General features: G+C 43.6%; 16 protein-coding genes. 6 read left to right on the top strand and 10 right to left on the bottom strand.

What is annotated here, in order from left to right:
• Positions 1 to 64: 64 nt before the first annotated feature.
• A complete protein-coding gene (locus tag CHA01nite_RS10965; RefSeq protein ID WP_146941407.1) occupies positions 65 to 976 on the bottom strand; it encodes a DMT family transporter in 912 nt (303 codons plus the stop codon).
• A 141-nt stretch (positions 977 to 1,117) separates the two neighbouring features.
• Here CHA01nite_RS10965 and purE point away from each other — a divergent pair, with 141 nt between their 5' ends.
• Positions 1,118 to 1,621 carry a 5-(carboxyamino)imidazole ribonucleotide mutase gene (gene purE / locus CHA01nite_RS10960; RefSeq protein ID WP_146941405.1) on the top strand — a complete coding sequence of 168 codons (504 nt, stop codon included), beginning with the start codon at positions 1,118 to 1,120 and terminating at the stop codon, positions 1,619 to 1,621.
• 59 nt (positions 1,622 to 1,680) lie between these two features.
• Here the strand turns inward: purE and CHA01nite_RS10955 are convergent, their stop codons facing one another.
• The 3 genes from CHA01nite_RS10955 to ahcY form a co-directional block, all read right to left on the bottom strand.
• Complete coding sequence (locus CHA01nite_RS10955) at positions 1,681 to 3,354, bottom strand: BspA family leucine-rich repeat surface protein (RefSeq protein ID WP_146941403.1); 1,674 nt, start codon at positions 3,352 to 3,354, stop codon at positions 1,681 to 1,683.
• Between the two features lie 151 nt (positions 3,355 to 3,505).
• On the bottom strand, positions 3,506 to 3,898 hold the full coding sequence (yiaA, locus tag CHA01nite_RS10950) for an inner membrane protein YiaA (RefSeq protein ID WP_146941401.1): 393 nt from the start codon (positions 3,896 to 3,898) through the stop codon (positions 3,506 to 3,508).
• A gap of 614 nt (positions 3,899 to 4,512) precedes the next feature.
• Complete coding sequence (gene ahcY / locus CHA01nite_RS10945) at positions 4,513 to 5,826, bottom strand: adenosylhomocysteinase (protein WP_146941399.1); 1,314 nt, start codon at positions 5,824 to 5,826, stop codon at positions 4,513 to 4,515.
• A 207-nt stretch (positions 5,827 to 6,033) separates the two neighbouring features.
• Between ahcY and CHA01nite_RS10940 the strand changes: the two genes are divergently transcribed.
• Positions 6,034 to 6,648 (top strand): 4'-phosphopantetheinyl transferase family protein, encoded by a 615-nt coding sequence (locus tag CHA01nite_RS10940; RefSeq protein WP_146941397.1) that lies wholly within the window; start codon positions 6,034 to 6,036, stop codon positions 6,646 to 6,648.
• On the opposite strand, the gene CHA01nite_RS10935 is transcribed toward CHA01nite_RS10940, so the two are convergent.
• From CHA01nite_RS10935 to porU, 3 genes are all read right to left on the bottom strand, one after another.
• The gene (locus CHA01nite_RS10935; RefSeq protein ID WP_146941395.1) at positions 6,629 to 8,914 is read right to left on the bottom strand and encodes an FUSC family protein; all 2,286 of its coding nucleotides are present in this window, start codon (positions 8,912 to 8,914) and stop codon (positions 6,629 to 6,631) included. The two genes, CHA01nite_RS10940 and CHA01nite_RS10935, sit on opposite strands and share 20 nt — an antisense overlap.
• Positions 8,915 to 9,562: 648 nt before the next feature.
• Complete coding sequence (gene porV, locus CHA01nite_RS10930) at positions 9,563 to 10,726, bottom strand: type IX secretion system outer membrane channel protein PorV (RefSeq protein ID WP_146941393.1); 1,164 nt, start codon at positions 10,724 to 10,726, stop codon at positions 9,563 to 9,565.
• 60 nt (positions 10,727 to 10,786) lie between these two features.
• Positions 10,787 to 14,698 (bottom strand): type IX secretion system sortase PorU, encoded by a 3,912-nt coding sequence (porU, locus tag CHA01nite_RS10925; RefSeq protein WP_146941391.1) that lies wholly within the window; start codon positions 14,696 to 14,698, stop codon positions 10,787 to 10,789.
• 164 nt (positions 14,699 to 14,862) lie between these two features.
• Between porU and gldJ the strand changes: the two genes are divergently transcribed.
• Both gldJ and CHA01nite_RS10915 read left to right on the top strand, forming a co-directional pair.
• A complete protein-coding gene (gene gldJ, locus CHA01nite_RS10920) occupies positions 14,863 to 16,458 on the top strand; it encodes a gliding motility lipoprotein GldJ (RefSeq protein WP_146941389.1) in 1,596 nt (531 codons plus the stop codon).
• A 64-nt stretch (positions 16,459 to 16,522) separates the two neighbouring features.
• On the top strand, positions 16,523 to 17,800 hold the full coding sequence (locus tag CHA01nite_RS10915) for a UDP-N-acetylmuramoyl-tripeptide--D-alanyl-D-alanine ligase (protein ID WP_146941387.1): 1,278 nt from the start codon (positions 16,523 to 16,525) through the stop codon (positions 17,798 to 17,800).
• Here the strand turns inward: CHA01nite_RS10915 and CHA01nite_RS10910 are convergent.
• Positions 17,787 to 18,398 (bottom strand): NUDIX hydrolase, encoded by a 612-nt coding sequence (locus CHA01nite_RS10910; protein ID WP_146941385.1) that lies wholly within the window; start codon positions 18,396 to 18,398, stop codon positions 17,787 to 17,789. The two genes, CHA01nite_RS10915 and CHA01nite_RS10910, sit on opposite strands and share 14 nt — an antisense overlap.
• A 39-nt stretch (positions 18,399 to 18,437) precedes the next feature.
• Between CHA01nite_RS10910 and CHA01nite_RS10905 the strand changes: the two genes are divergently transcribed.
• Entirely contained in the window at positions 18,438 to 18,827 is a 390-nt protein-coding gene (locus tag CHA01nite_RS10905) for an SRPBCC family protein (protein WP_146941383.1), read from the top strand.
• Between the two features lie 62 nt (positions 18,828 to 18,889).
• Here CHA01nite_RS10905 and CHA01nite_RS10900 read toward each other — a convergent pair whose 3' ends face one another.
• Positions 18,890 to 19,942, bottom strand: coding sequence for a hypothetical protein (locus tag CHA01nite_RS10900; RefSeq protein WP_146941382.1), 1,053 nt, complete (start codon positions 19,940 to 19,942; stop codon positions 18,890 to 18,892).
• Between the two features lie 69 nt (positions 19,943 to 20,011).
• Positions 20,012 to 20,881, bottom strand: a complete 870-nt coding sequence (locus CHA01nite_RS10895; RefSeq protein WP_146941380.1) for a helix-turn-helix domain-containing protein — start codon at positions 20,879 to 20,881, stop codon at positions 20,012 to 20,014.
• A 259-nt stretch (positions 20,882 to 21,140) separates the two neighbouring features.
• Here CHA01nite_RS10895 and CHA01nite_RS10890 point away from each other — a divergent pair, with 259 nt between their 5' ends.
• The gene (locus CHA01nite_RS10890; RefSeq protein WP_146941378.1) at positions 21,141 to 21,812 is read left to right on the top strand and encodes a hypothetical protein; all 672 of its coding nucleotides are present in this window, start codon (positions 21,141 to 21,143) and stop codon (positions 21,810 to 21,812) included.
• The last annotated feature ends 13 nt before the right edge of the window (positions 21,813 to 21,825 follow it).

Genomic DNA, 21,825 nt, shown 5'->3' with positions numbered 1-21,825 from the left:
AAGATAAGAAAAAATACCAAAACACAGAAGATGCTTGTTTTAACAGATATCGAATAAAAGGTATTTATGGTTGTTCGATTCTCCGCCTTTTGAACATCTCCCGGTTATAATTAATAATAAATACCCCTAAAATAATCAATGCGGCCGCAATAATAAATTTAGCTGAAATTTCTTCATTCAGGATCAGCCAGCTTAAAAAGATGGAAATAATGGTATTGACATAAGCCAGAATAGAGACCTGCACCGGGGAAACCTTCGTTAATGCGTAATGATAGGCAAAAAAGGTAGCGACTGATCCGAATAGAGACAGATAAAGCATGGCACCGACACTTTTCAGCGACCAGCTTTCAAACTGGTAATTTTCGGTAAACAGAAAGGCAAAAATAATCTGGATAATTCCCGCAAAGGCAAACTGATAAAAAAGATTCAGGGATATATTTTTGCTCTGGATATTCATTTTTTTGGTGAAAATCGTTCCTGATGCCCAGCCCAGGATGCCGCAGAAGAGCAGGAAGATCCCGAACCGGTATTCCGGATTGGCCAGGTCCCGGATGCCGTCCCAGAAAATAAATGCGATTCCGCTGAAACACGTCAGGACACCTACTAAAGCTTTATAGGTAAATCTCTGCAGACGTAAGGCAACACTTCCTAAGAATACAATAATGGGAGAGGTGGCGCTGATCAGTGAGGTGAGGCTGCTGGTAATGGTTTCTTCTGCAACGGTGGTCAACCCGTTGGCAATAATCAGCATCAGTGAGGCAAACACAAGTTGGTAGCTCAGGTTTTTCCAGCCGATCCATTGGAACTGTCTCCGGTACAAAAGAATCATCAACATGATCAGGGATGCTAAGAACTGCCGGATTCCCGCTACGAACCAGGCCGGTATCGTTTCCACGGCAACCCGGATGGATAAAAAAGTGGTTCCCCAGACAATGGCAACGGTAAGGATGGCGAGGGTGAGCTTGTAATCTTTCAAACAATACTATTTTGCAAAAATATTCAAATTAAAATATCCGGTGGCGTAATTCCCGGTTTTCAGCCTGAAAGAACAAGTTTTACGCCTTTTTGGAAGAACCTTATTAATTTTTTATCTTTGGGCATCTAATAAAATTGAAGAATGGTAGGAATTATCATGGGAAGTCAGAGCGACTTGCCGATCATGGAACAGGCGGCCGGGTTTTTAAAATCACTGGATATCCCTTATGAACTGACGGTGGTTTCCGCACACCGGACGCCGGAAAGAATGTTTGATTATGCCAAAACGGCGAAGGAAAGAGGCCTGAAAGTCATTGTAGCCGGCGCAGGAGGCGCGGCACATCTTCCGGGAATGGTGGCCAGCTGTACAACATTACCGGTAATCGGGGTGCCGATTTTATCGAGCAACTCTATTGACGGCTGGGATTCGGTACTTTCTATCCTTCAGATGCCGGGTGGAATTCCGGTAGCCACGGTTGCCCTGAACGGTGCCCTGAATGCAGGGATTCTGGCAGCAAAAATCATCGCAACTTCCGATGAGTTGGTCGCTGAGAATCTACAGAAATACCAGGATGCATTAAAAGACAAAGTATTGGGAACCGTTGACGATATTAAAGCAAAACATCCTAACCATTTTGACCAGTAATTTTTTTAATTGAATGATAGAAACCGGGGCTTACGAATTTCGTGAGCCCCGGTTATTTTTTATTTCCTGATGAATTTTAAATTCTGAGTATTTTTATCGGAAATGAGCTGCAGGATATAATTTCCCGGAACCAGATCCCGGACATCGATTTTCCCGTTGTCCAGCATCCCTTTCGAAACCATTCTTCCGCTTTGGTCGAAGATCGTAAACTTCTTCGCCTCACTGTTTCTTACAAAGATAAAATCGGTGGCAGGATTCGGGTAGATGCCGGTATTGTTTTCAGCCTTTAGATCCGAAACTCCCAAGACCGACTGGCATTCCTTGTCGTAAATGTCGCCGGAGATGTTCCAGTTTTTGGAAGTGATCAGGTAATTCCTGGCGTTTACGGCTGCCGGATGGGCATAGACCAGAGGGGCTACGGGTGAAAGAAAAATATTATTGGGGGTAGCAGAATTCTGGCTCCAGCCTACCAGGGTTCTGTCGTAATTCTGGCAGTTCAGTCCTGAGTTTCCAAACATATTGCTTGCATAGGCCAGACTGCCAAGGTTCCAGCTGCCTAGATTTTGGTTGAATTGAGTGGCATTGGCAAACATTCCAGCCATCGTAATAACGTTCGGGGTGTTCCAGCCGCTGATGTCCTGGTTAAAAGCTTTTGCATTCATGAACATATAATTCATCTGGATTACTTTTGAAGTATTCCAGCTGCTCAGGTTCTGGTTAAATTTTTCCGCACCTGAAAACATGCTGGTCATATAGATCACTTCGGAAGTATTCCAGTTTGAGAGGTCCTGGTTAAAAACTTTTGCATTGGAAAACATATTATCCATTTCCACTACTTTGGACGTATTCCAGTTTCCGATAGGCTGATTGAAAACTCCGGCATTATTAAACATGAATTCCATATCCGTTACATTAGACGTATTCCAGCTTCCGATCGGCTGGTTAAAGGCTATGGCATGATTGAACATCGCTGTCATTTCCGTTACTTTGCCGGTGTTCCAGTTCCCAATGGGCTGGTTAAAGTTACGGGCCATCAGAAACATAACTGCCATGCTCGTCACGTTGCCGGTGTTCCAGTTTCCGATCGGTTGGTTGAAAAGCATGCATGCATTGAAAAGCCCGGTAAAATTTGTTACATTAGAAGTGTCCCAGTTATTGATTGAAGGGTTTGCGGATAATGAAGTGCAGCCCATAAACATAAAGGCCATATCGGTTACTTCCGAGAGATCCGGAATGTCTGTAGCCAGCAGGTCTAATGTATTACAGCCTATAAAGGCATATTGCATGGATGACCATTTGGTATTTCCCCACTGATTGATGGCAATGATTTTGGAAGTATCGCCGGTAACATCTATAGCGCCCGTTAATGTGGCAGGATCCCTGAAATAGATCCGATGGAAATTCCCGCTTCCGTTGCTCACCTTTACGGTGTACGTGGCATCAGCAGGATTTGGGTTGAGAGGTGTTCCGAAATCCAGCAAAACCTGGTATACGGAAGTTACTCCGGTAAGGGTTGCCTGGTGGGCCGGATACCCCACTTCTTCCCATTGGATGGTGTAATTCGTGCCCTGAAAGGGCGCCCAGGCCTGGGTATTCGATGAAGCGAAAGGAGGATTGCTGGGAACGGGATTCTGAATATTGCCCGGTTTCCAGGTGGTGATGAATTCGTTCTGCGCCTGGACCCGATGATTGCTGAGCACCAGCATCAAAAAGAAAAGTAGTTTTTTAAACATATCAATATTTTGTTATTTAAGTACCGCAAAAATAGTGAAATATTCAAAATTATTAATGATTTTATGATTTTAAATGAAAAAAATTAATTAATGCAATTAATTTTAAGAAATATGTTAATAAAAAAACTCTCCGTTTTCGGAGAGTTTCATTTTATTCCTGAAGCATATTGTCCCGGGTGTTTTTCTGTACCGCAATGGCTCCGAAAAGCGCGAGTAAGAAGGCAAAGCCGTAGAATCCTTTTTCACTCGGAAGGATGGTGGCATTCCACAGTCCGATCGCCAGCAAAACAATGGAAGAGAGGGTGGCAAACCAACAGATTCCGTAATAGATATCTGTTACCTTGATGTTTTCCAGCCGGTCCCTTACCGCTTTTTGTAAAGATACCACGGCAAACAGTCCGTAGAGCAGGATGGTAAAATAATACCCTTTCTCATTCAGCTGCATTTCCGCTCTTACAAGTCCTACGATAAAACCGATCATTCCGGCTGCCAAAGCAATCCATGATGCCGCTACGAAAGCGGGAGACACATTTTGTTTTTTCATGTTCATATATTAGTAAAGAACCAAAGATATTAATTTAAATTAAATTTGAACAGCAACTGGAATCTTAAAATTTTATTGTGCAGAATGATGAATAGTGAATCCGCTGCGCTGATCAGTGGTCAATTCCTTCGGGGCAATCGTCAATATGCTTCGCTTGTTAATTTATGAAAGATACCAACTTAAACTTTATATCAAAAAACAAATCACATAACCCTTAACCGAAAAATTCCACTTCTTCGGAGGGGTGGCGAAAATGATGAAATAATTTTTGACGGGGCGGTTACGACAGCAGGATTAAAAAAGTGAATGGTGAATGGTCAATCCGCTGCGCTTGTCAATGGTCAATTCACTTCGTTTGCCAATTTTTAACGCGGTGTCCGCAAAGTTTTGCGATAAGGATTCTGCATATTTTCCGTTCGCAAAGGCGTTCCACTCAGCTAGAGACAGCGGTAGATAGGGTTAGAGGTGAATGGTCAATCCGCTGTGTTTGTTTTGCGTAGCAAAATTCACAATTCACCATTTACAAAAAAAACTCCCCAAATGAATGGAGAGTCTTTATTTTTGCTAGAAGCTAGAAGCTAGAAGCTAGAAGCTAGAAGCTAGAAGCTAGAAGCTTAGTATCTGTAATATTCAGGTTTGAACGGACCTTCTACGTTTACTCCGATATAATCGGCCTGTTCTTTTGAAAGGATTTCAAGTTCCACACTTAATTTCTTTAGGTGAAGGGCAGCTACTTTTTCATCAAGATGTTTAGGCAGCATATACACTTCGTTTCCGTAGGCTTCGGAGTTGTTCCAAAGTTCGATCTGAGCCAGCGTCTGGTTGGAGAAAGAGTTGGACATAACGAAAGACGGGTGGCCCGTTGCACATCCGAGGTTCACCAATCGGCCTTCTGCAAGGATGATTACTTCTTTTCCTTCGATGGTATAGATATCCACCTGAGGTTTTACTTCAGATTTTGTAGAACCATAGTTTCCGTTCAACCAGGCCATATCGATTTCATTATCAAAATGTCCGATATTACAAACGATGGCTTTATCTTTCATTTTAAGGAAATGTTCCCCTCTTACGATATTGAAGTTACCGGTTGTTGTAATGATGATGTCTGCATTATCAACCACGGTGTCCAGTCTTTTTACTTCATAACCGTCCATGGCAGCCTGAAGCGCACAGATCGGGTCGATTTCAGTTACCGTAACGATAGAACCGGCTCCTCTGAAAGAAGCGGCTGTTCCTTTACCTACGTCTCCGTATCCGCAAACTACGACTCTTTTTCCGGCTAACATGATATCGGTTGCTCTTCTTACTGCATCCACGGCAGATTCTTTACATCCGTACTTGTTATCGAATTTAGATTTGGTTACCGAATCATTTACGTTGATCGCAGGCATTACCAAAGTACCGTTCTTCATTCTTTCATACAGACGGTGTACACCGGTTGTGGTTTCTTCGGAAAGTCCTTTGATATCTTTTGTTAATTCAGGGTATTTATCAAAAACCATGTTGGTTAAATCTCCACCGTCATCAAGGATCATGTTCAACGGCTTCCGGTCTTCACCGAAGAATAAAGTCTGCTCGATACACCAGTCGAATTCCTCTTCGTTAAGACCTTTCCATGCATAAACAGGGATTCCTGCAGCAGCGATGGCAGCGGCAGCATGGTCCTGGGTAGAGAAAATATTACATGAAGACCAGGTAACTTCAGCACCTAAAGCCACCAGGGTTTCGATAAGCACAGCCGTCTGGATCGTCATGTGGAGACATCCTGCGATTCTTGCCCCTTTCAAGGGCTGAGACGGTCCGTACTCTTCACGGATGGCCATCAGACCCGGCATTTCTGCTTCAGCAAGGGTAATTTCTTTTCTTCCCCATTCTGCAAGGGCGATATCCTTAACTTTATAAGGAAGGTATTGTGTTGTTGTACTCATATGTAATGAATAAATTTAAATTCAGTAATAATAAGCTGCAAAATTACAACTAATAATTAAAATAAAAAAACACAGGCGGGTATTCCCTTGCGTAAACTGATTTATAACAGGAATTTATCAAAGCATGAACAGAAAACGGCCATCCGGAATGGCGGAGCTTTCTCCAAATTTTTTTTTCATTAATTTTGTCCTGTATAAAACAACACGATGCCACTTTACCGCGATTTTTCCGATGACAATGCGACCATTCTTATCTGGAAGTATGATGAAACCGAAGAACTGGATGTCCATCAGCTTCTGGAGCCAGAAAATGCTGAGAAAGTAAAGGATTACCATCCGAAAAAGCTGCAGGAAGTCCTGATGGTCCGGAAACTCCTGAAAGGTTTAAAACCGGATTCAAAGATTTTATACAGGGACAGAGAACCTTTTTTATCTCCGAAAGATGCCGAAATTTCGATTACCCATTCTTTTCCTTTTGCCGCGATTGCTGTTTCCAGAAATAAAATCGGGATCGATATCGAGAAATTCAACCCAAAAATTTTAAGGGTGATCGATAAATTTACGTACGAAGAGGAACGCGGGTTTATTCCTTCCGATAATGAAGTGACGTTCTACACGATTATCTGGAGTGTAAAGGAAAGCATGTACAAAATCCACCACTCCAAACACTGGTCGCTCAAAAAACATTACGAAGTACGGCCCTTTGAACTGAAGCATCTCCACCAGATCCGATGCCGGGTTCATGACGACCTGATTTCCGATGAATTAAAAGCCAGAGTCGAATTTTTCGATGGCTACTGCTTTACGATTGTTGAAGAGTAGTCTGTACCGGTTCTGCTTTTTCGTGGGATTCGTTTTGGTAGGTTTCAATAACTTTACGCTGTTCCTTGGCCACATCGTAGATCAGTTCCAGTACATCGTGGATGTTTTTAAGCTCGGTAAGCCGCGAGATTTTGTCCGGATCCCTGAGGTCATACACTTCATTTTCAGCAAGCTCGGCTTTCCTTTTGAGGATAAGGTCGTCCAGTGATGAATCTTCGGGTTCGATACGGCTTTCCCTGTTCAGCGTCTCCGTAATCTTTTCACCGTTCAGGAGATTGGATACCTTATGCATTTCCGCTTCAATTTTCCGGCTCCAGCCTTCCGCATCAATTTCAGGATATTTTTCCTTGTCTTTTACATACTGTGAAAGGGAAGCGGTATAAGCAGTGATCAGGTGGGAAGTGGCCACAAACTGGTGCACCACCTCCAGTTTTTTCTGCTGGTTTTTGGGATCGGAAATCATCCGCTGGAAATTATCGGAAAGGTTGGCCAGGGAAATGATGGCATTTTTCCGCTTCACTTTATAATCTTCGAGGTTAAAACCGTCACCGATGAATTTGGAAATCACACTCTGAAAATAAATAAGGTTATCTGCAGCCGATTTTTTCATCAGGTCCAGATTCTGGGTATGTTCCCAGACCGGCAGTACCACATAAGCTACCAGCGAAGTGATGATCGCGGCGATAATGGTATCTACGATCCGGTCCCTGAAAATAATATTGACGTTTCCGGGACTGAGGAAATTGAAGCTGACGAATACATAAATCGTCATGAACAGGACCGCCCAGAAATATTTTCCTTTCAGAAAGCTGAAGCACATGATCATACTCAGGAGAAGCATGACGAAAAGAACTTCATTGATGCGGATGTAATGAAGGATTCCGTAAGCAATAACGGCTCCCGCAATGGTACCGTAAAGACGGAGAAGGTTCCGCTGTTTGGTGATGGAGTAGGCGGGCTTCAGGATCGCAACGGTAGTGATGAGGATCCAGTAAGTATGCCCGATCCCGATAAACTGGAACAGGGAAAACAGATAACCCAGCAGTAAGGCAATGGTGATTCTCAGCGCATGGCGGAACTGGGAAGACGACAGCGAAATATTGTTTTTTAAAACCTTAAAATTGAGTTTTTCTTCATTAGGCATGAATTTTTTAAGGTCAAGCCCCGTCGAAAGACTCTTCGCAAGTTTTACGTTCTGTGAAAATACTTTGTAGATCTCGTTGATTTCTTTGGTGATTTCATTGATGCGCATCAGGATCTGGCGCAGGACCATGAAATTCTCAAAATTGTCAGGCGTGATTTTTTTATTTCTCAGTTCAAAATAATGGTGATTCAGGTTCTGCAATTCTTCATCGAGATCATAGAGCGGTTTTGCCCGGGTTCCGATCTGAAGCGAAATGCCGATGTTGGTAATTTCTTCAGCCAGCAGGTTCAGGTAATCATGGATGCTGACGAGTATGGTCGTGTCGCCGAAACTGTTCTGAAGCTTTTCGTAATCGCTTTCGGAGGTCATCAACTTTTCATGGAGATCCATGGAGTTCAGCAGCATGAGCATGAGCAGGCGGCTGGTCGTGGTGGATTCATTGACGATCACCCGGGTTTTGAAAACGGTTTCCCGGGTCTCTTCCTGCAGGTTTTTGATCTCGATCTGCTTGGCGATGACCTGGGTGGTAAGCTTATTGAAGTCCGGGTTTTTCTGGTAGTGGTTGGCTTTGATCTTAAGGAACTCCGCCAGCTGAAGGTAATTTTCCCCGATCATCTGGCTGGCCAGCTTATAGGGCTGAATGGTGGTCACGATTAAAAAGATCAGTAAAAACCAGGTACAGCCGGAAGCAAAAATCAGCAGGCTTTTCAGGATGTTGGTTCCTGTAAGGTGCCCGTCGATGAAGATGGCCATAACCACGAGCGAGAGGGAACCGACGGCCGCCAGCCTTTGGCCGTATACGCCGATGAGGGAGAAGAACATCCCGAAAACAATAATCTCGGCAAAGACCAGAATTTTAATATGCATGACGAGACTTGCAATCGACGCCACGAAAACGAAGCAGACGATGGCAAAAGTCAGGGCATTTCTCCTCCGGATAAAGGGTCCCGGCTGGTCGGTGAGGGCTACGAAGCTGGTTCCGAGCGGGAAAAGGAAATATTCTTTCAGGATTCCGAAATGGGCAAGCACCAGACACGGCAGAACAGTAGCCAGGGTAATCCTGATGGCAGAATATACATATTGGCTGGTCACAAATTTTTTGAGTTCCGCGGAATAGTTCATGGTGCAAAAATAAGGGTTAAATGTGAATTATGGATTTACAAATGGTGAATTTTCCCCTGCCGGTATCTGATGATTTATTTTGAATGCATCGGAGCCGGATAGACAAATCAGTATCAAATTTTAAACCATGATGGCGGCTGACAGAGTTTGAGGGTGTAGAAGCTGAGAATTTTGGAGTTTTGCCTTATGAAGGGTTGAATGATAGGGGGAACATCGGGTTTGTTATAAATGTAAAGCCGAAGTAGAAATCAGATTAAAGAATGGAAAAGGGAAGCCGGAAGTTTTGCTCCTCCAGTTGAACCTGATGGCTGATGTCCTAGCCCGGATCGCAGCGGTTACCCCACAGCAGGGCTGGAAGGTTTGGGAGCGGATGGGCTTTGACGGTGGAGCGCATAGGAGTGCAGCGGCGCGAGGAGTAGTAGCGGAGAGCCGGATTAAGCTCCTGAAAAGTGAAGATTGAGTTTTGCTTTGCAAGTGAATGATGAATAGTAAATGGTGAATTTCGCTTTGTGAGGTGAATCTTTGTGCGCTGAAAAATTGACGAGCGAAGCGGATTGACCATTTACCCGAAGGGACTGACCGTTTGCCCCAAAATAAAACAGGCTGCTTCAGAAGAGGCAGCCTGTTTATTAACCTAGAGGTTGTATTTTAGTTATCTACGTTGGAAGTTTCATCCCCGATGTTCCAGGTAAGCCCGAAACGAAGGGTGTTGTCCAAAGCCGTATTGATTTTTGACATATTGATCAGGTAAGAAATATCCAGTCCGAAGGAACGGTATTTTAATCCGATACCGGCCGTTGCAAACTGTCTGGCGCCCTGCACTTCGCTTTCGTGGAAATACCCGCCTCTTACAGAAAATGCGTTGTCATAAGAATATTCCAAAGCACCGCTGTACATAATGGACTGTTCGTTTTTGAAGGATTTTCCGATTCCGGCCATCACGCCCACATTCGGAACCTGATAGATCGGCTGTCTCGTATTGGGGTCAATACCTACATATTCGGAACCGGGAACCAGGATTTTTGAACCTTCCACACTTAAGCCGACCCGGTTCATGTCATCAAGGTACATATCATATCCAACCCCCAGTCTTGCCATGGTAGGAAGATAAGACCTGGATTCTTCGTTTCCTGTATAATCCAGTTTGGGACCTAGGTTCTGGATGGCAAAACCGGCATTTAATTTCCCGTCCATGCCTCCGAGACTTGAGAATTTCGGAGACGTATAGTATCCGGAAACGTCTACGGCGAAACTGTTGGCTGGCTTCAACGTCGTATCGGTGTTGAAACCGCCGGCTAAGTCGGAACGGATGAATCTACCGGTAACGGCCATGGAGTAGGAGTCGGATAGCTTCAGGCCATACGCGACGTCGATGGAGAATTCATTCGGTTTGGAGGTACCCATGGAAGTGACTTCATTTCCTACTAACTGCGTGAGATCCACTTCTCCCATATTGAAGTAATAGATACTTGCAGAGATGGTAGATCTTTCTTCCTGACCTAAGAATTTGTGAAATGCTCCGTATAATAAAAACACATCATTGGTAAGTTTCCCCATATACGGTGTGTAGTTGATCCCTACGGAAGAACTTGTTCTGCTAAAAGGGTATTTCGCAGCATTCCAGAATTGTGAAAAAGCGTCCGGAGAGGTTACCACCCCCTGGTCTCCCATACCTCCAGCCCTTGCATCCGGTGCGATTCTTAAGAAAGGAGCTCCGGTAAGTACAGGTCGTACAAGGCTTAAATCCTGAGAGTAGCCTAAAAAACCGGCACTTAACCCAATTCCTAAAAGCAGTTTAGTAGTTAAATTCATATGTTGTCTTTTATATATTATCAGTTTTTCGTTAATATGTTTACTGTTATCGTTTTAAATTTATTTCAAAAGTACCATTTTTTCTACAGCTGTAGCACTTCCTTTGCATTTTTCTTGATTCTGACTTTTTGCAAATATCTTAAAAATATACGTACCTTTTGCAACAGTTGCCCCAAAATCGTCTCTTCCGTCCCATTCGATGGCCTGACGCGGCGTTCTGAAGCCCTGCAGGAAAGGTTCTGCCACCACCGGCTGCGATAAAGTTCTTACCAATTTTCCGGTAATGGTATAAATCTGAACATTCACATCGAGAATATCATCGCAATTATGCTCAAACTGGATATACGTTTTGTTGGTAAACGGATTCGGCCAGTTCAGCGGTCGGTTGATTACCAGATGCTGGTCGGCTTCATCCTTAACTTCAAAATTTAACGTAGCCGTCGTCGAATTATTGTTTATGTCCCAAACTTTAAATGTAAGTTGATGCTGTCCGACCGCAAGATTTCTGAAAGGGTAAGTTACATTTCCTTTCTGATAGTCTGCCAGGCTTGGGCTGAGGCATCCGTTTCCTTCTCCCGAGGCATAAAAATCATTCAGCACTACGGTATTGATGATCTGGCCGTCCAAATAGACGGTAATATCATGACCGATACCGGATCCGGTAGAATTAATTCCCGTATCATCGGTAATACAGGCCAGCAACGCCGGGTTCTGGTCGGTAATCCCGCCATCCGCAAAGTTGGTGTTGTTCATGTGCAATTTTACTTTAGGCGGTTCGTTGTCATTGATTCCGTTCGGATTAAGATCTCCTACCTGTACTGCCTGATTGTTGAATACATCACTTGCTTTGTTATCTGCATATCCCAGGATTCTTCCGGTTCCCACCGCATAGTTGATGTCTTTGGGAACATAGAATTCTACGGTGAATACTCCGTTTACCGCAGTTCCCGAAGCTTTTACAATCGCACTTCCCTCTTCGGTATACTGAAGAGCCGGGTTTAAGTTGCCATCGTTATTCAAAGTGGTTTTATTTAATCTTTTATCAAAAATGTTAATAACCACTCTTCCGTTAAATGTGGTATTCACCGTACCGTTCGGATTATTGATATGGCCTTTTACTTTTACGAAATCCAGTCCTCTGATCAGTCCGGGAACCGGTGTTTCGATATTGTCGATCACCAGTAACCTTTTAGGGCGGCTCAGCTTCATGGCGGGATCTCCCAGGAAGTTTACCTTCAGGTGTTCCGTAGAAGCACCCTGCTGTTTTTTCGCATTCAAATGGGCATAGCCGAGTGTATCAAAATCATCACTGGTCAGCTTGAAGATATTCTGGGTATAAGTATTGGTAAATGTAACTCCGTAATATACATCAATCGCACGGCTGGAAGTGATCATGGTGGCCGGGCCTCCCTGTTTCAGTTTAATGAACTGTTCTCCTGCCGAAGACGTAGCGGGATCATCCCAAAGCGTAAATTCACAGGTAATCGTAGAAACAAAAGGAAACCTGCTGTAGACCGGAGAGAAATTATTTGCATTCTGAACCTCACTCAATGTTAATACCCGTTCCTGGGCCCAGCCGTTGATTCCGCCATGCCCGAAGTAGAACATATAAAGGCTGTTCCCGATATCATTGGAAATGGCCTGGTTTACCTGCGGATACCGCTGCCCGCCGGCTGTACTCTGTGCAGGAAAGGCGTCCAGGTATAATTTCCGGACGTTGTATTCTTTAAGATTGGTTAAAGCAGGATTTTCAAAAACGGTTACCAGAGTGCTGTTCATCGTCGTATGGAAAGGCACGGCATTCGGTCCGTCGCTGTCATTATCATCATCCACAATAAAGTCCAGTTTCATTTTCCATTCACCGAAAGGCGTGGATTGTCCCGATAAGCTGTTGTAATACGCCAGGGTTTTGTCGATCATGTTCGCTGCTTCCGTTACATTGGCTGCAGGAAGCCTCCCTACCGGCAGATCCGGCAGGTTGAAATCTATCCGCTGTGAGGTCTGGGGTTTGGTCATCACAATATAGTCATCTGTAACGAAAGACCGGATCACATCCTGCGAAACTTCACTCTCATAGCTGGATACCACGTTGGTATTGCCGGATATCCTGTTTTTATAATCATAGGAAGTATCTCCCAGGATAAAAACATATTTCAGGGTTCCTGACGGGGTATTCAGTTTGGTCACAAAATCCCGGATGGCCGTAAGATCACGGCTGCCGCTGCCGAATTCATTATAAATTTTATCGGTATCGACGATCTGTACGTTATAGTTGTTTTTTGTCTGATGGTAGCTGGCCAGCCTTTGGGCCTGTCCCATCATTTCAGGAACGGTGATAATCAGGTAATCTACATTCTGCAATGCGGAAAGGTTCTGGTTATTGATCCGTCCTACGAATTGAGGACTGTAGGCAGCATCGGCCTTGAAAGCGACGAACTCGTTATTGAAATTAGGGTCTGAAGCGGTATAGGCGAAATTGAAAGTGGTATTTCCTGCCGCTTTGTTCACTCTCCGGTTGGCATTCGTAATATCGGTTACGTCCCAGATCTGTTCTGCTGCAGAGGCGTTGGACAGGCTAAAACCATAGGTGGTATTGCTTCCGCTTACCAGCGAATAATCCCTGAAGTTCATCTGGGTGCCGTTAAAAGTCAGGTTGTCTTTATATTGCACTTCAAAATAATCGGGATAGAAAACCCCGTTTGGATTTACCGAAATATTTGGCTTTAGATTCAGGGTAATCTGACTTCCGCTGAGTCCTGAAACCGTTCCTTTATACTGAGTAACGTAAAATTCATTGGTTCCGCTGGTATTCGGGGCGGGAATTGTAGCTGTTTCAGGATTCTGATTATTAATATTGTAGGTAATGCTGTTCTGTTGGGATTTGTAGGCAATTGTCTGTGCCTGGAACCGGATCTGGTCGCCGGACTGAATGGGAGAAGCCGTGTTGAAAGTAACGGCCTTATCGGTAGTAAAAGGAGTGCCTTCCACCCAGATACGGCCCACCTTCATCAGGTTTTTCTCATCATTGTTAATGAACTGGTAGTTATCAAATCTTGTGATCAGCGCAGAAGCAGGTAAGTTTACATCTACCGGTTGTACCCTTTTACCAGGGCCTTTATCGAAATTGATATAATAATAAGAATAATCTTCATAAATGTTCTTTACATTTTCACTTCTGTCGACCCGGGTATCCACTCTTTTATAGCCGTTCCCGTTGGCTGTATTGTACAGGTTGTAGCCATTCGGTCCCTGGGCATAGAAGAGGGCATAATCATTATCGTTCCATACCCCGTCGTTTTCCCCGACTACCTGGATCGCGTTTTCCTGAAGGGCACCGTATTTCACGTCCTGATTGAATTCCGGCAGCATGATTCCGCCGTTTCCGTATATCCTGAAGTTTTTAGGGTTGACAGATGAAGGGTTGATCCCATTGTCCTGCAGGAACTGTCTGGTAATTTTGAAGATCCCGGATTTATCCACTTTTATCTTGTAAAAATTTCCGGATGAAAGAGGATTGTTGGTGGTGCCAACCTTCATCGTACTGCCGGTGCTGTTGGATAAGCTGCCTTCAGAAATTTCAAATGAAGACAACCTCTGAACCCGTCCTTTTTCTTTTTTGAATAAAGAAACATTAATGCTGGCATAGTGTTCCCCTTCAAGATAATAGTAGGTAACATCTTTTACCTCATAATCCGGCAGCAGGTCCCTGCTCATTTCATACAGATCACCGGCAGAAACATTCTCCCAAACCGGATTGGAAATTTTCAGCTGCTTTTCGCCAACCTGTTGTTTGATTGTAATAAAAATGTTATTTTGGCTGAATAAAAATCCTTGATTTTTGAAATTTGGAAGGTTAAGTTTTGTATCGCCGAAGTCCCGGATTTTAGAACCATCCCATTCGATGCTGATTCTTTGAGCCCAGAGCATTGATACAAAGCCTAATAGAAATAAAAGTGAGATTTTTTGTTTCATGTTTATGGTTGAAATTTCTGAATTACAAAATAAATGAAAATTTTATAATTAAATTGTGATACAATAAAATTAATTTGTTAACGTTTTTCAAAAAAATCAACTCTTTACTTGATTTATTGAATAATTTACTTTTTCTTTGTACTTTGAAAATATTTATATCGACTATGAAAAAACTAAAGTTGTTTTCATTAATAGCATTAAGTTCTACACTTGCATTAACCAGTTGCGGAGGATCTAATAATGGCGGCGGTACGAAAAAATTTGTCAGCAAAACAGGTTGGAAACCAAACGAGAAACAAGGTTGGTTTTTTGCAGGAAAGCAACAAAAACAGAAAGGTTGGCCGGGGATGGTATATGTAGAAGGTGGAACTTTTACAATGGGATTAGTGAAAGATGATGTAATGCACGATTGGAATAACTCGCCACGCAGAATGCAGGTAAGTTCGTTCTTTATCGGGGAAACTGAAATTACTAACTACGAATACCGCGAATACCTTACATGGTTGAAGTATGTATTCCCTCCGAGTGACCCAAGCTTTAAGGAAATCTACAACGGTGCTTTGCCGGATACCTTATTATGGGACAACAAACTATCTAGAAATGATTTCAACGAAACGTATTTCCGTTCTCCTGAATTCGATTACTACCCGGTAGTGGGGGTAAGCTGGACACAGGCCAACAGGTATTGCGAATGGTTGTCAGACCGTGCAAACGAGAAAGCCTTAATGCAGGTCGGTATCATTGCCAAGGATCTGTACATCAACGAATCCAATAACCAGGGTGGAACGGCATTCAATATGGATAAATTCAAGTCGAATGATCCTGAAATGCAAGGGTACATCAATGAAAAAAGAATGCAGCAGAAGACCGGTATGAAAACGACCAACCAAAGACTGCTTGCTGCAAACAGGGCGCCTAACGCTGCGATGGTAACGAAATTCAGACTTCCTACCGAAGTGGAATGGGAATATGCAGCTCTGGGTATGGCCAAAAACAGAGAATACAACCAATACCTGGGTAAAAAACCTGAAATCGATCAGCTGAGAGGAACCAAAGGAAGAGAAAGAGGAATGTTCCTTGAAAACTTCAAAATGGGTGCCGGTGATTATTCCGGGCTTCCGGGCTGGAAAAATGACGGATCTGCCAGAACTTCAGATGTAAGACAGTATCCTTCCAACGATCTTGGAATCTACGGAATGTACGGAAACGTTGCTGAATGGACGTACGACGTATACCGACCAATTATCGACGAAGATTTCAGTGATTTCAACTATGTTAGAGGAAATATGCCTCAGGCTGTTGTAAGAAACGGAGACGGAACTTACAAAATGACCGATGAAAGCAGTATTAAATATGACACTTTAGCTGACGGAAGACTGGTTTACAGAAACCTTCCTGGACAGTTTGAAAGAGAAACGATTGCTGATTACAGAAACTACAGAGACGGAGACCGGATGTCTTCCCTGAATTACAGAAATGCATCCGATTCAGCTGCCGCTTACGACATGTACAATTCACCTAAATCAAGATTTATTGTAGATGCTAACGGTAAAGTAATCTTGCAGAAAGATAAAAAAGAAAGAACTTCCAGTATTTCCAACGATATCAGAGTGGTAAAAGGCGGTTCCTGGCAGGATACGGCTTACTGGCTGGATCCGGGACAAAGAAGGTATAAGTCTCAGGACAAAGCTTTCGGATGGATCGGTTTCCGTGTTGCACAGGATGCCCGAGCTAACGATAAGAGTAGAACAAGAAGATAATATTTATCTAAATAATTTTCAAAAAACCTTCCGGAATACTGGAAGGTTTTTTTATTTTTGAACCATGAATACAGAACAGTTTTACCCTTTGTTTTTACAGGCTGAGAAAGTAACGATCGACAGCCGGAAAATCGGAAAAGACGATATTTTCTTTGCCTTTTCCGGGGATAATTTCAATGCGGCCACTCTAGCCGGACAATCTATCGATAACGGTGCGCTGGCAGTTATTGTGGAACAGAAGGAGTTTGAAGACGAAGCGAGAAATATTTTCTATGTTCCTTCCACACTGGATTTTCTGCAGGAGCTGGCTATTTACCACAGGAAGCAGCTGCAGATTCCGGTAATCGGGCTTACGGGCAGCAATGGCAAAACCACCACAAAAGAGATTATCCATGCCGTACTTTCAGAAAGATTTAATGTTCAGTATACTTACGGGAATTTAAATAACCATATTGGGGTTCCGCTCACGCTTCTCTCCATTAAACCGGAACATGAAATGGCGGTAATTGAGATGGGAGCCAACCACCAGAAGGAAATCGGTCTTCTGTGTTCCATCGCCCAACCGGATTTCGGATACATTACCAATTTCGGCAAGGCCCACCTGGAAGGCTTCGGCGGATTCGAAGGGGTAATTAAAGGAAAATCTGAACTTTATGACTACCTGAAAAACAATGGGAAGACCATTCTGGTCAATGAGAATGATCCGGTTCAGGTAGAAAAAACACAGCATTATACCCCAACAATAACTTTCGGGAGCAGGGGTTCCGATTATCAGTTCGAAATGTTTTCAGAAGGACATTTTGTCGGTCTGATGTACAAAGGGACAAAAGCCGTTTCCAGGCTTACCGGCGAATACAATTTCACCAACCTCTGTGCGGCGGCCAGCCTGGGGCTGCACTTCGGGATCGACGTTGATAAAATAAAACAGGCTATTGAAAATTATACGCCGACCAATATGCGTTCCCAGATCGTGAAAAAAGAAGGGAAGACCCTTGTACTGGATACCTACAACGCCAATCCGAGCTCCATGACGGCTTCTTTGCACAATTTTATTACTTTTAACGGCTCCAAAACCGTGATTATCGGCGATATGCTGGAACTGGGTGAAGAAAGTGAAAAAGAGCATCGGGCCATTCTTAATCTGGCTGAAAAATCAGGCTTCGATCAGATCATCACCGTGGGTGAAAACTTCAGCCGCATTGATTCGTCATCGTTAAGCTTCGGAAATACCGCCGAGCTGATTGAATATCTTAAAACCAACAGAATACCGTCGGAAAATATATTGTTAAAAGGTTCCAGAGGGATCGCCCTGGAAAAATCCATCGATTTTATTCAGTCTTAAGGTCCCGGAATTCCTGGACGATCAGTTTGATATTTTTAAAAGTACCTGGGAAAACTTCGTCTTCGATCTGAGCGGTATTTTTCCAGGCTACCTCAGTGATCCCTTCTTCGATCTGAGGTTTGGACGTGTCTTCACCGCTGAAATTCATTTCAAACCAGTGCGTACACTTCAGGACTTTATCGCCGTTTCTTTCCACATAGATATGATAGGTCGTATTGATAAACCGTACCAGCTCTACATGGGCAAGACCGGTTTCTTCTTCGATTTCACGCACGGCCGATTCTTCACGCGATTCGCCTTTTTCCATTTTTCCCTTCGGAAGATCCCATTTTCCCAGTCTTTTGATGAAAAGGATTTCTCCTTCCGGATTGTTCACCAGGCCGCCCGCCGCTTCGATGATCCTGAAAAGCTTCCGGAACTCAGCCCAGATCTCATTGAGATTCTCCCCGTATACGTTTAATTCCTTTACCGATGTATTTTCAAGAAGATCAAGCGCGATCTCCAGGCTTGTGACGTTTTCGTATCCAAGCGTTTTTTCTAAGTTTTCAGATTGCTTAGACAACAGTAATTTTTTTTCGTTCACAAAAACTTTATACATATATTTGTAAGAATTAAGAATTTAATACAAAAATAAAAAATGAATTTAGAAGGACGAAAGATTATTGTCAATAAATCATCTAAAGAACTGGTGGAAATCCTGAAATCGCCGGAAAATTACAAAGATTTTATGCCGGACGGTCTTCAGAAGTTTGAGACAAGAGAAGACGGATTCAAATTCGGACTGCAGGGAATGCCGGAGATCGCCCTGAAAATCGATGAAGTAACCGACCGGAAAGCGGTGTTGAAATCGGCAAGTTCAAGCCTTGATTTTTCTTTAACGGCTACGATAAACCCTCTGAATGAAAACCAGACTGAAGTACAGATGCTGTTTGAAGGAAAGTTTAACCCGTTCATCAAAATGATGGTCGAGAAGCCGCTTCAGAATTTCATCAATACCTTAACGGATAAGATCGAAGCTTATAAATAGAAAACCTTCACTGAAGGTTTTTTTATTTTGTATAACGGGCTCAGAATTCATTTCATTGAACCTTATTTTTTAAACAGCCCGGCTTGTAGGTCCCAACCTGCAGAACCTTCTGCCAACTGGAGGTAATTTCGTTTACTCTGGTCTTTTTCGATGATGATGATTCCGCCGGTCCGGATATTTTTCATTTCCAGGAAGTCGGTGGTTGTCGCATCACTGTCGCTCAGAGGGCCGCTTCCATATCCGGCCAGTTTATTATAATCCACAAAAATACAGTCGGAAGCTTTATACCGTTTCGTGCTTCCTTTTTCTCTGATCCAGATGGTAGCGGTACTGGCGATGATGTTATGATGAAAATCGAATTCCTCTCCGTTGGTGCCCTGGGTCGTCCAGACCCCGCAGAAATAGCCGCCATAAACCAGTGAATGCCGCATGGCACTCCGGCTGCCGGTTTTCCCGTCGTTTTTCCAGAAAACGACCGGAATTTTACAATTGAAAAAAACACAATGGTCGATCACCAGGCCATACCCATTGGCTATAACGCCTACATGGAGTGGCAGGACATCCACATTTCCGGCGAACAGGCATTGGGTCACCACCAGGTCATCCAGAGTCTTTCCATCACGCCATACCGGGTAAGACCGGCGTAAATTACGGGCATCAAGATACGTATAATCCGGACTCCCGGTAAAGCGGATGCCGGCAATGGTAACATGGCTTACTTCGGGCTGTATTCCTTTTGCCTCTTCCCCGCCTACCCCTGGCTCAGGAGGAACTGCTGTCATGACAACCGGCATTTTTTCAGGGCTCCAGCCGGCATCATCCGGCATTACTTCCGCCCGGATGGTAAGACGCCTGGTATTACTGTATTTATTATTGTTGAAAAGGACGGTGCGGGTTAACAAGTGGGTTCCTTGTGAAAGAATGATCGTGGTTGCTGCCTTTTCCCTATTCAGGTTGATGCGCTTTGCTGCTTCCGATAAAGTTTTTAATGGCTGCGTTTTCGTTCCCGAATAAATGTCGCTGCCGGTACGGGGATTTACGTAAAATTCTTCGGCCTGTACCCGAAGCAGGTTCGTCACTAAAAATAAAAAACCAAGTACGGTAGATTTTGTCATAATTTCTTTTTTCCGGTAAAATTAGAAACATTCCTATCCTGCAAAAAGGTCATTTTATCTTTTAAAAGGTCATTTTATGCTCTTCCGGTATTGAAAAGGGGTCATGTGGGTCAGTTTCTTGAAAAAGCGGTTGAAATTGGATGGATCCGAGAATCCGAATTCGTAGCAGATCTCTTTTACGGATTTGTTTTGATGCAGTTCCTTCTTGATTTCCGAAATCAGTTTCTGATGGATCATTTGCTGTGCAGACCATCCACTGAACTGCCTGCAGATTTTATTCAGGAATCCCGGACTGATGTTAAGCATTCCGGTGTAAGCTTCTACGGTCTGATCCTGTAAAAACCTTTTTTCCAGCAAAGACCGGAACCGGTAAAAACCGGCGTGGACATACGTATCGCGTTCGACCTCATAAACCTCCGCATAATAACGGTTAAGCAAAATAAGAAGCTGGTAAAGGAGCGATCTGATCAGGTGACTGCTGTCATTCTGGATCTGTCCGATTTCCTGCTCTGTTTCATGCAGCAGGTTCAGGCATTTCCGGAAGGGCGCTTCTCCGGCCTGCATCGAAGGAGGGTGTGAATACTGATGGAAGTACTGGAACCGGTATAAAAAAAGTTCATCTGAAAAAAAGAGATGGAGGAAATCCTTTTCAAAGAACAGGGTATATCCTTTGACACTTTCCTGAATATCCCAGCGGCGTACCTGTCCGGGAGAGGTGAAAATAATGGTCTGCGGAAGGATAGACATTTTATTTTCATTCAGTGTCAGCGCTCCCGAACCTTCCGTGATAAAAATTATTTCATAAAAACTAAGTTGGTGCAGGGTCTGATCCAATACATAGTTTTTCAGTGATTCGATGCGTCCGATATCCAGTAAGAGTTCCGATCCGTATTTACAGGGCAGGAAATGATAGGTTTTGATTTTTGGGACTGAGGCCATTGTTTATGATTTCTTGCTGATAAATCCGGGATAAAGATAGAAAAACTTTGTATAAAAGGGTTTTCAAGGGTAATTAAAACTTTTATATTGCTTCGTAGCTTCAGCGTAACCAATAAAGTTAGAGAGTATCATTTCATTGATATCAGGGTTCAAATTTTTTGTATTTTAAACCGATCGGTTCTTGAACAATTCTCAATAAGTGTCGGGAAATATTATTTTTCATACTTTAGACGGGTTAAAATTTAAAAATAATATTTTCATGAGTAAAAAGCTGTTCATTGCGCCCGTCTTATTCCTGTCATTCAGCATGATGTCCAGAGCACAGCATAAAACCATTGTTCCGGCTGATGTAATCCCGTTTCAGGTAACGGCTGAAAAATCTTTATTTAAGGGGAAAAAAGCGTTAGCACTCAAAATCAACGGGCAGGCCGATGGAGACAAAACCCTGGCCATCCTGAAAAATATTGATTTTCACAATGGCGTTATTGAAGCCACCGTTTCCGGACAGCCGCTTGCCAATGCCGGGGAGACCGCCCGCGGGTTTGTGGGCATTGCCTTCAGAACGGCTCCGGATGTTTCCAGGGCGGAGGTCTTTTATTTACGGCCGACCAACGGGCGTGCTAGTGACCAGCTGCGAAGGAACCACTCCAGCCAGTACATTTCGATTCCGGGATATCCATGGGAAAAACTAAGGAAGGATACGCCGGGACAATACGAATCTTATGTCGATATCGTTCCTGCGGAATGGATCAGCGTAAAAATTGTAGTCAAGGATGAAATCGCCAGGCTTTACATTAATGGTGCCTCACAACCCGCTCTGATCGTTAATGACCTGAAGCAGGGTAAAAATATGCGGGGAAGCATCGGGTTATGGATTGGCCCGGGAACCTTGGGACACTTTGCCGATGTTAAGGTAACTAAAGAAGATTGATCCGCTGGGGCGG

Source organism: Chryseobacterium hagamense, from assembly GCF_007991455.1.
Lineage (GTDB): Bacteria > Bacteroidota > Bacteroidia > Flavobacteriales > Weeksellaceae > Chryseobacterium > Chryseobacterium hagamense.
Note: the sequence above shows the minus strand (reverse complement) of the source record. Positions and strands in the feature narration are given on the sequence as shown.

What these genes read in the sequence shown, in the direction of transcription:
- CHA01nite_RS10955 (WP_146941403.1), bottom strand. Translation starts at nt 3,354, where the DNA reads ATGTTTAAAAAACTACTTTTCTTTTTGATGCTGGTGCTCAGCAATCAT.
- CHA01nite_RS10915 (WP_146941387.1), top strand. Translation starts at nt 16,523, where the DNA reads ATGAATACAGAACAGTTTTACCCTTTGTTTTTACAGGCTGAGAAAGTA.
- gldJ (WP_146941389.1), top strand. Translation starts at nt 14,863, where the DNA reads ATGAAAAAACTAAAGTTGTTTTCATTAATAGCATTAAGTTCTACACTT.
- CHA01nite_RS10895 (WP_146941380.1), bottom strand. Translation starts at nt 20,881, where the DNA reads ATGGCCTCAGTCCCAAAAATCAAAACCTATCATTTCCTGCCCTGTAAA.
- porV (WP_146941393.1), bottom strand. Translation starts at nt 10,726, where the DNA reads ATGAATTTAACTACTAAACTGCTTTTAGGAATTGGGTTAAGTGCCGGT.
- ahcY (WP_146941399.1), bottom strand. Translation starts at nt 5,826, where the DNA reads ATGAGTACAACAACACAATACCTTCCTTATAAAGTTAAGGATATCGCC.
- CHA01nite_RS10900 (WP_146941382.1), bottom strand. Translation starts at nt 19,942, where the DNA reads ATGACAAAATCTACCGTACTTGGTTTTTTATTTTTAGTGACGAACCTG.
- purE (WP_146941405.1), top strand. Translation starts at nt 1,118, where the DNA reads ATGGTAGGAATTATCATGGGAAGTCAGAGCGACTTGCCGATCATGGAA.
- yiaA (WP_146941401.1), bottom strand. Translation starts at nt 3,898, where the DNA reads ATGAAAAAACAAAATGTGTCTCCCGCTTTCGTAGCGGCATCATGGATT.
- CHA01nite_RS10905 (WP_146941383.1), top strand. Translation starts at nt 18,438, where the DNA reads ATGAATTTAGAAGGACGAAAGATTATTGTCAATAAATCATCTAAAGAA.
- CHA01nite_RS10910 (WP_146941385.1), bottom strand. Translation starts at nt 18,398, where the DNA reads ATGTATAAAGTTTTTGTGAACGAAAAAAAATTACTGTTGTCTAAGCAA.
- CHA01nite_RS10890 (WP_146941378.1), top strand. Translation starts at nt 21,141, where the DNA reads ATGAGTAAAAAGCTGTTCATTGCGCCCGTCTTATTCCTGTCATTCAGC.
- CHA01nite_RS10940 (WP_146941397.1), top strand. Translation starts at nt 6,034, where the DNA reads ATGCCACTTTACCGCGATTTTTCCGATGACAATGCGACCATTCTTATC.
- porU (WP_146941391.1), bottom strand. Translation starts at nt 14,698, where the DNA reads ATGAAACAAAAAATCTCACTTTTATTTCTATTAGGCTTTGTATCAATG.
- CHA01nite_RS10935 (WP_146941395.1), bottom strand. Translation starts at nt 8,914, where the DNA reads ATGAACTATTCCGCGGAACTCAAAAAATTTGTGACCAGCCAATATGTA.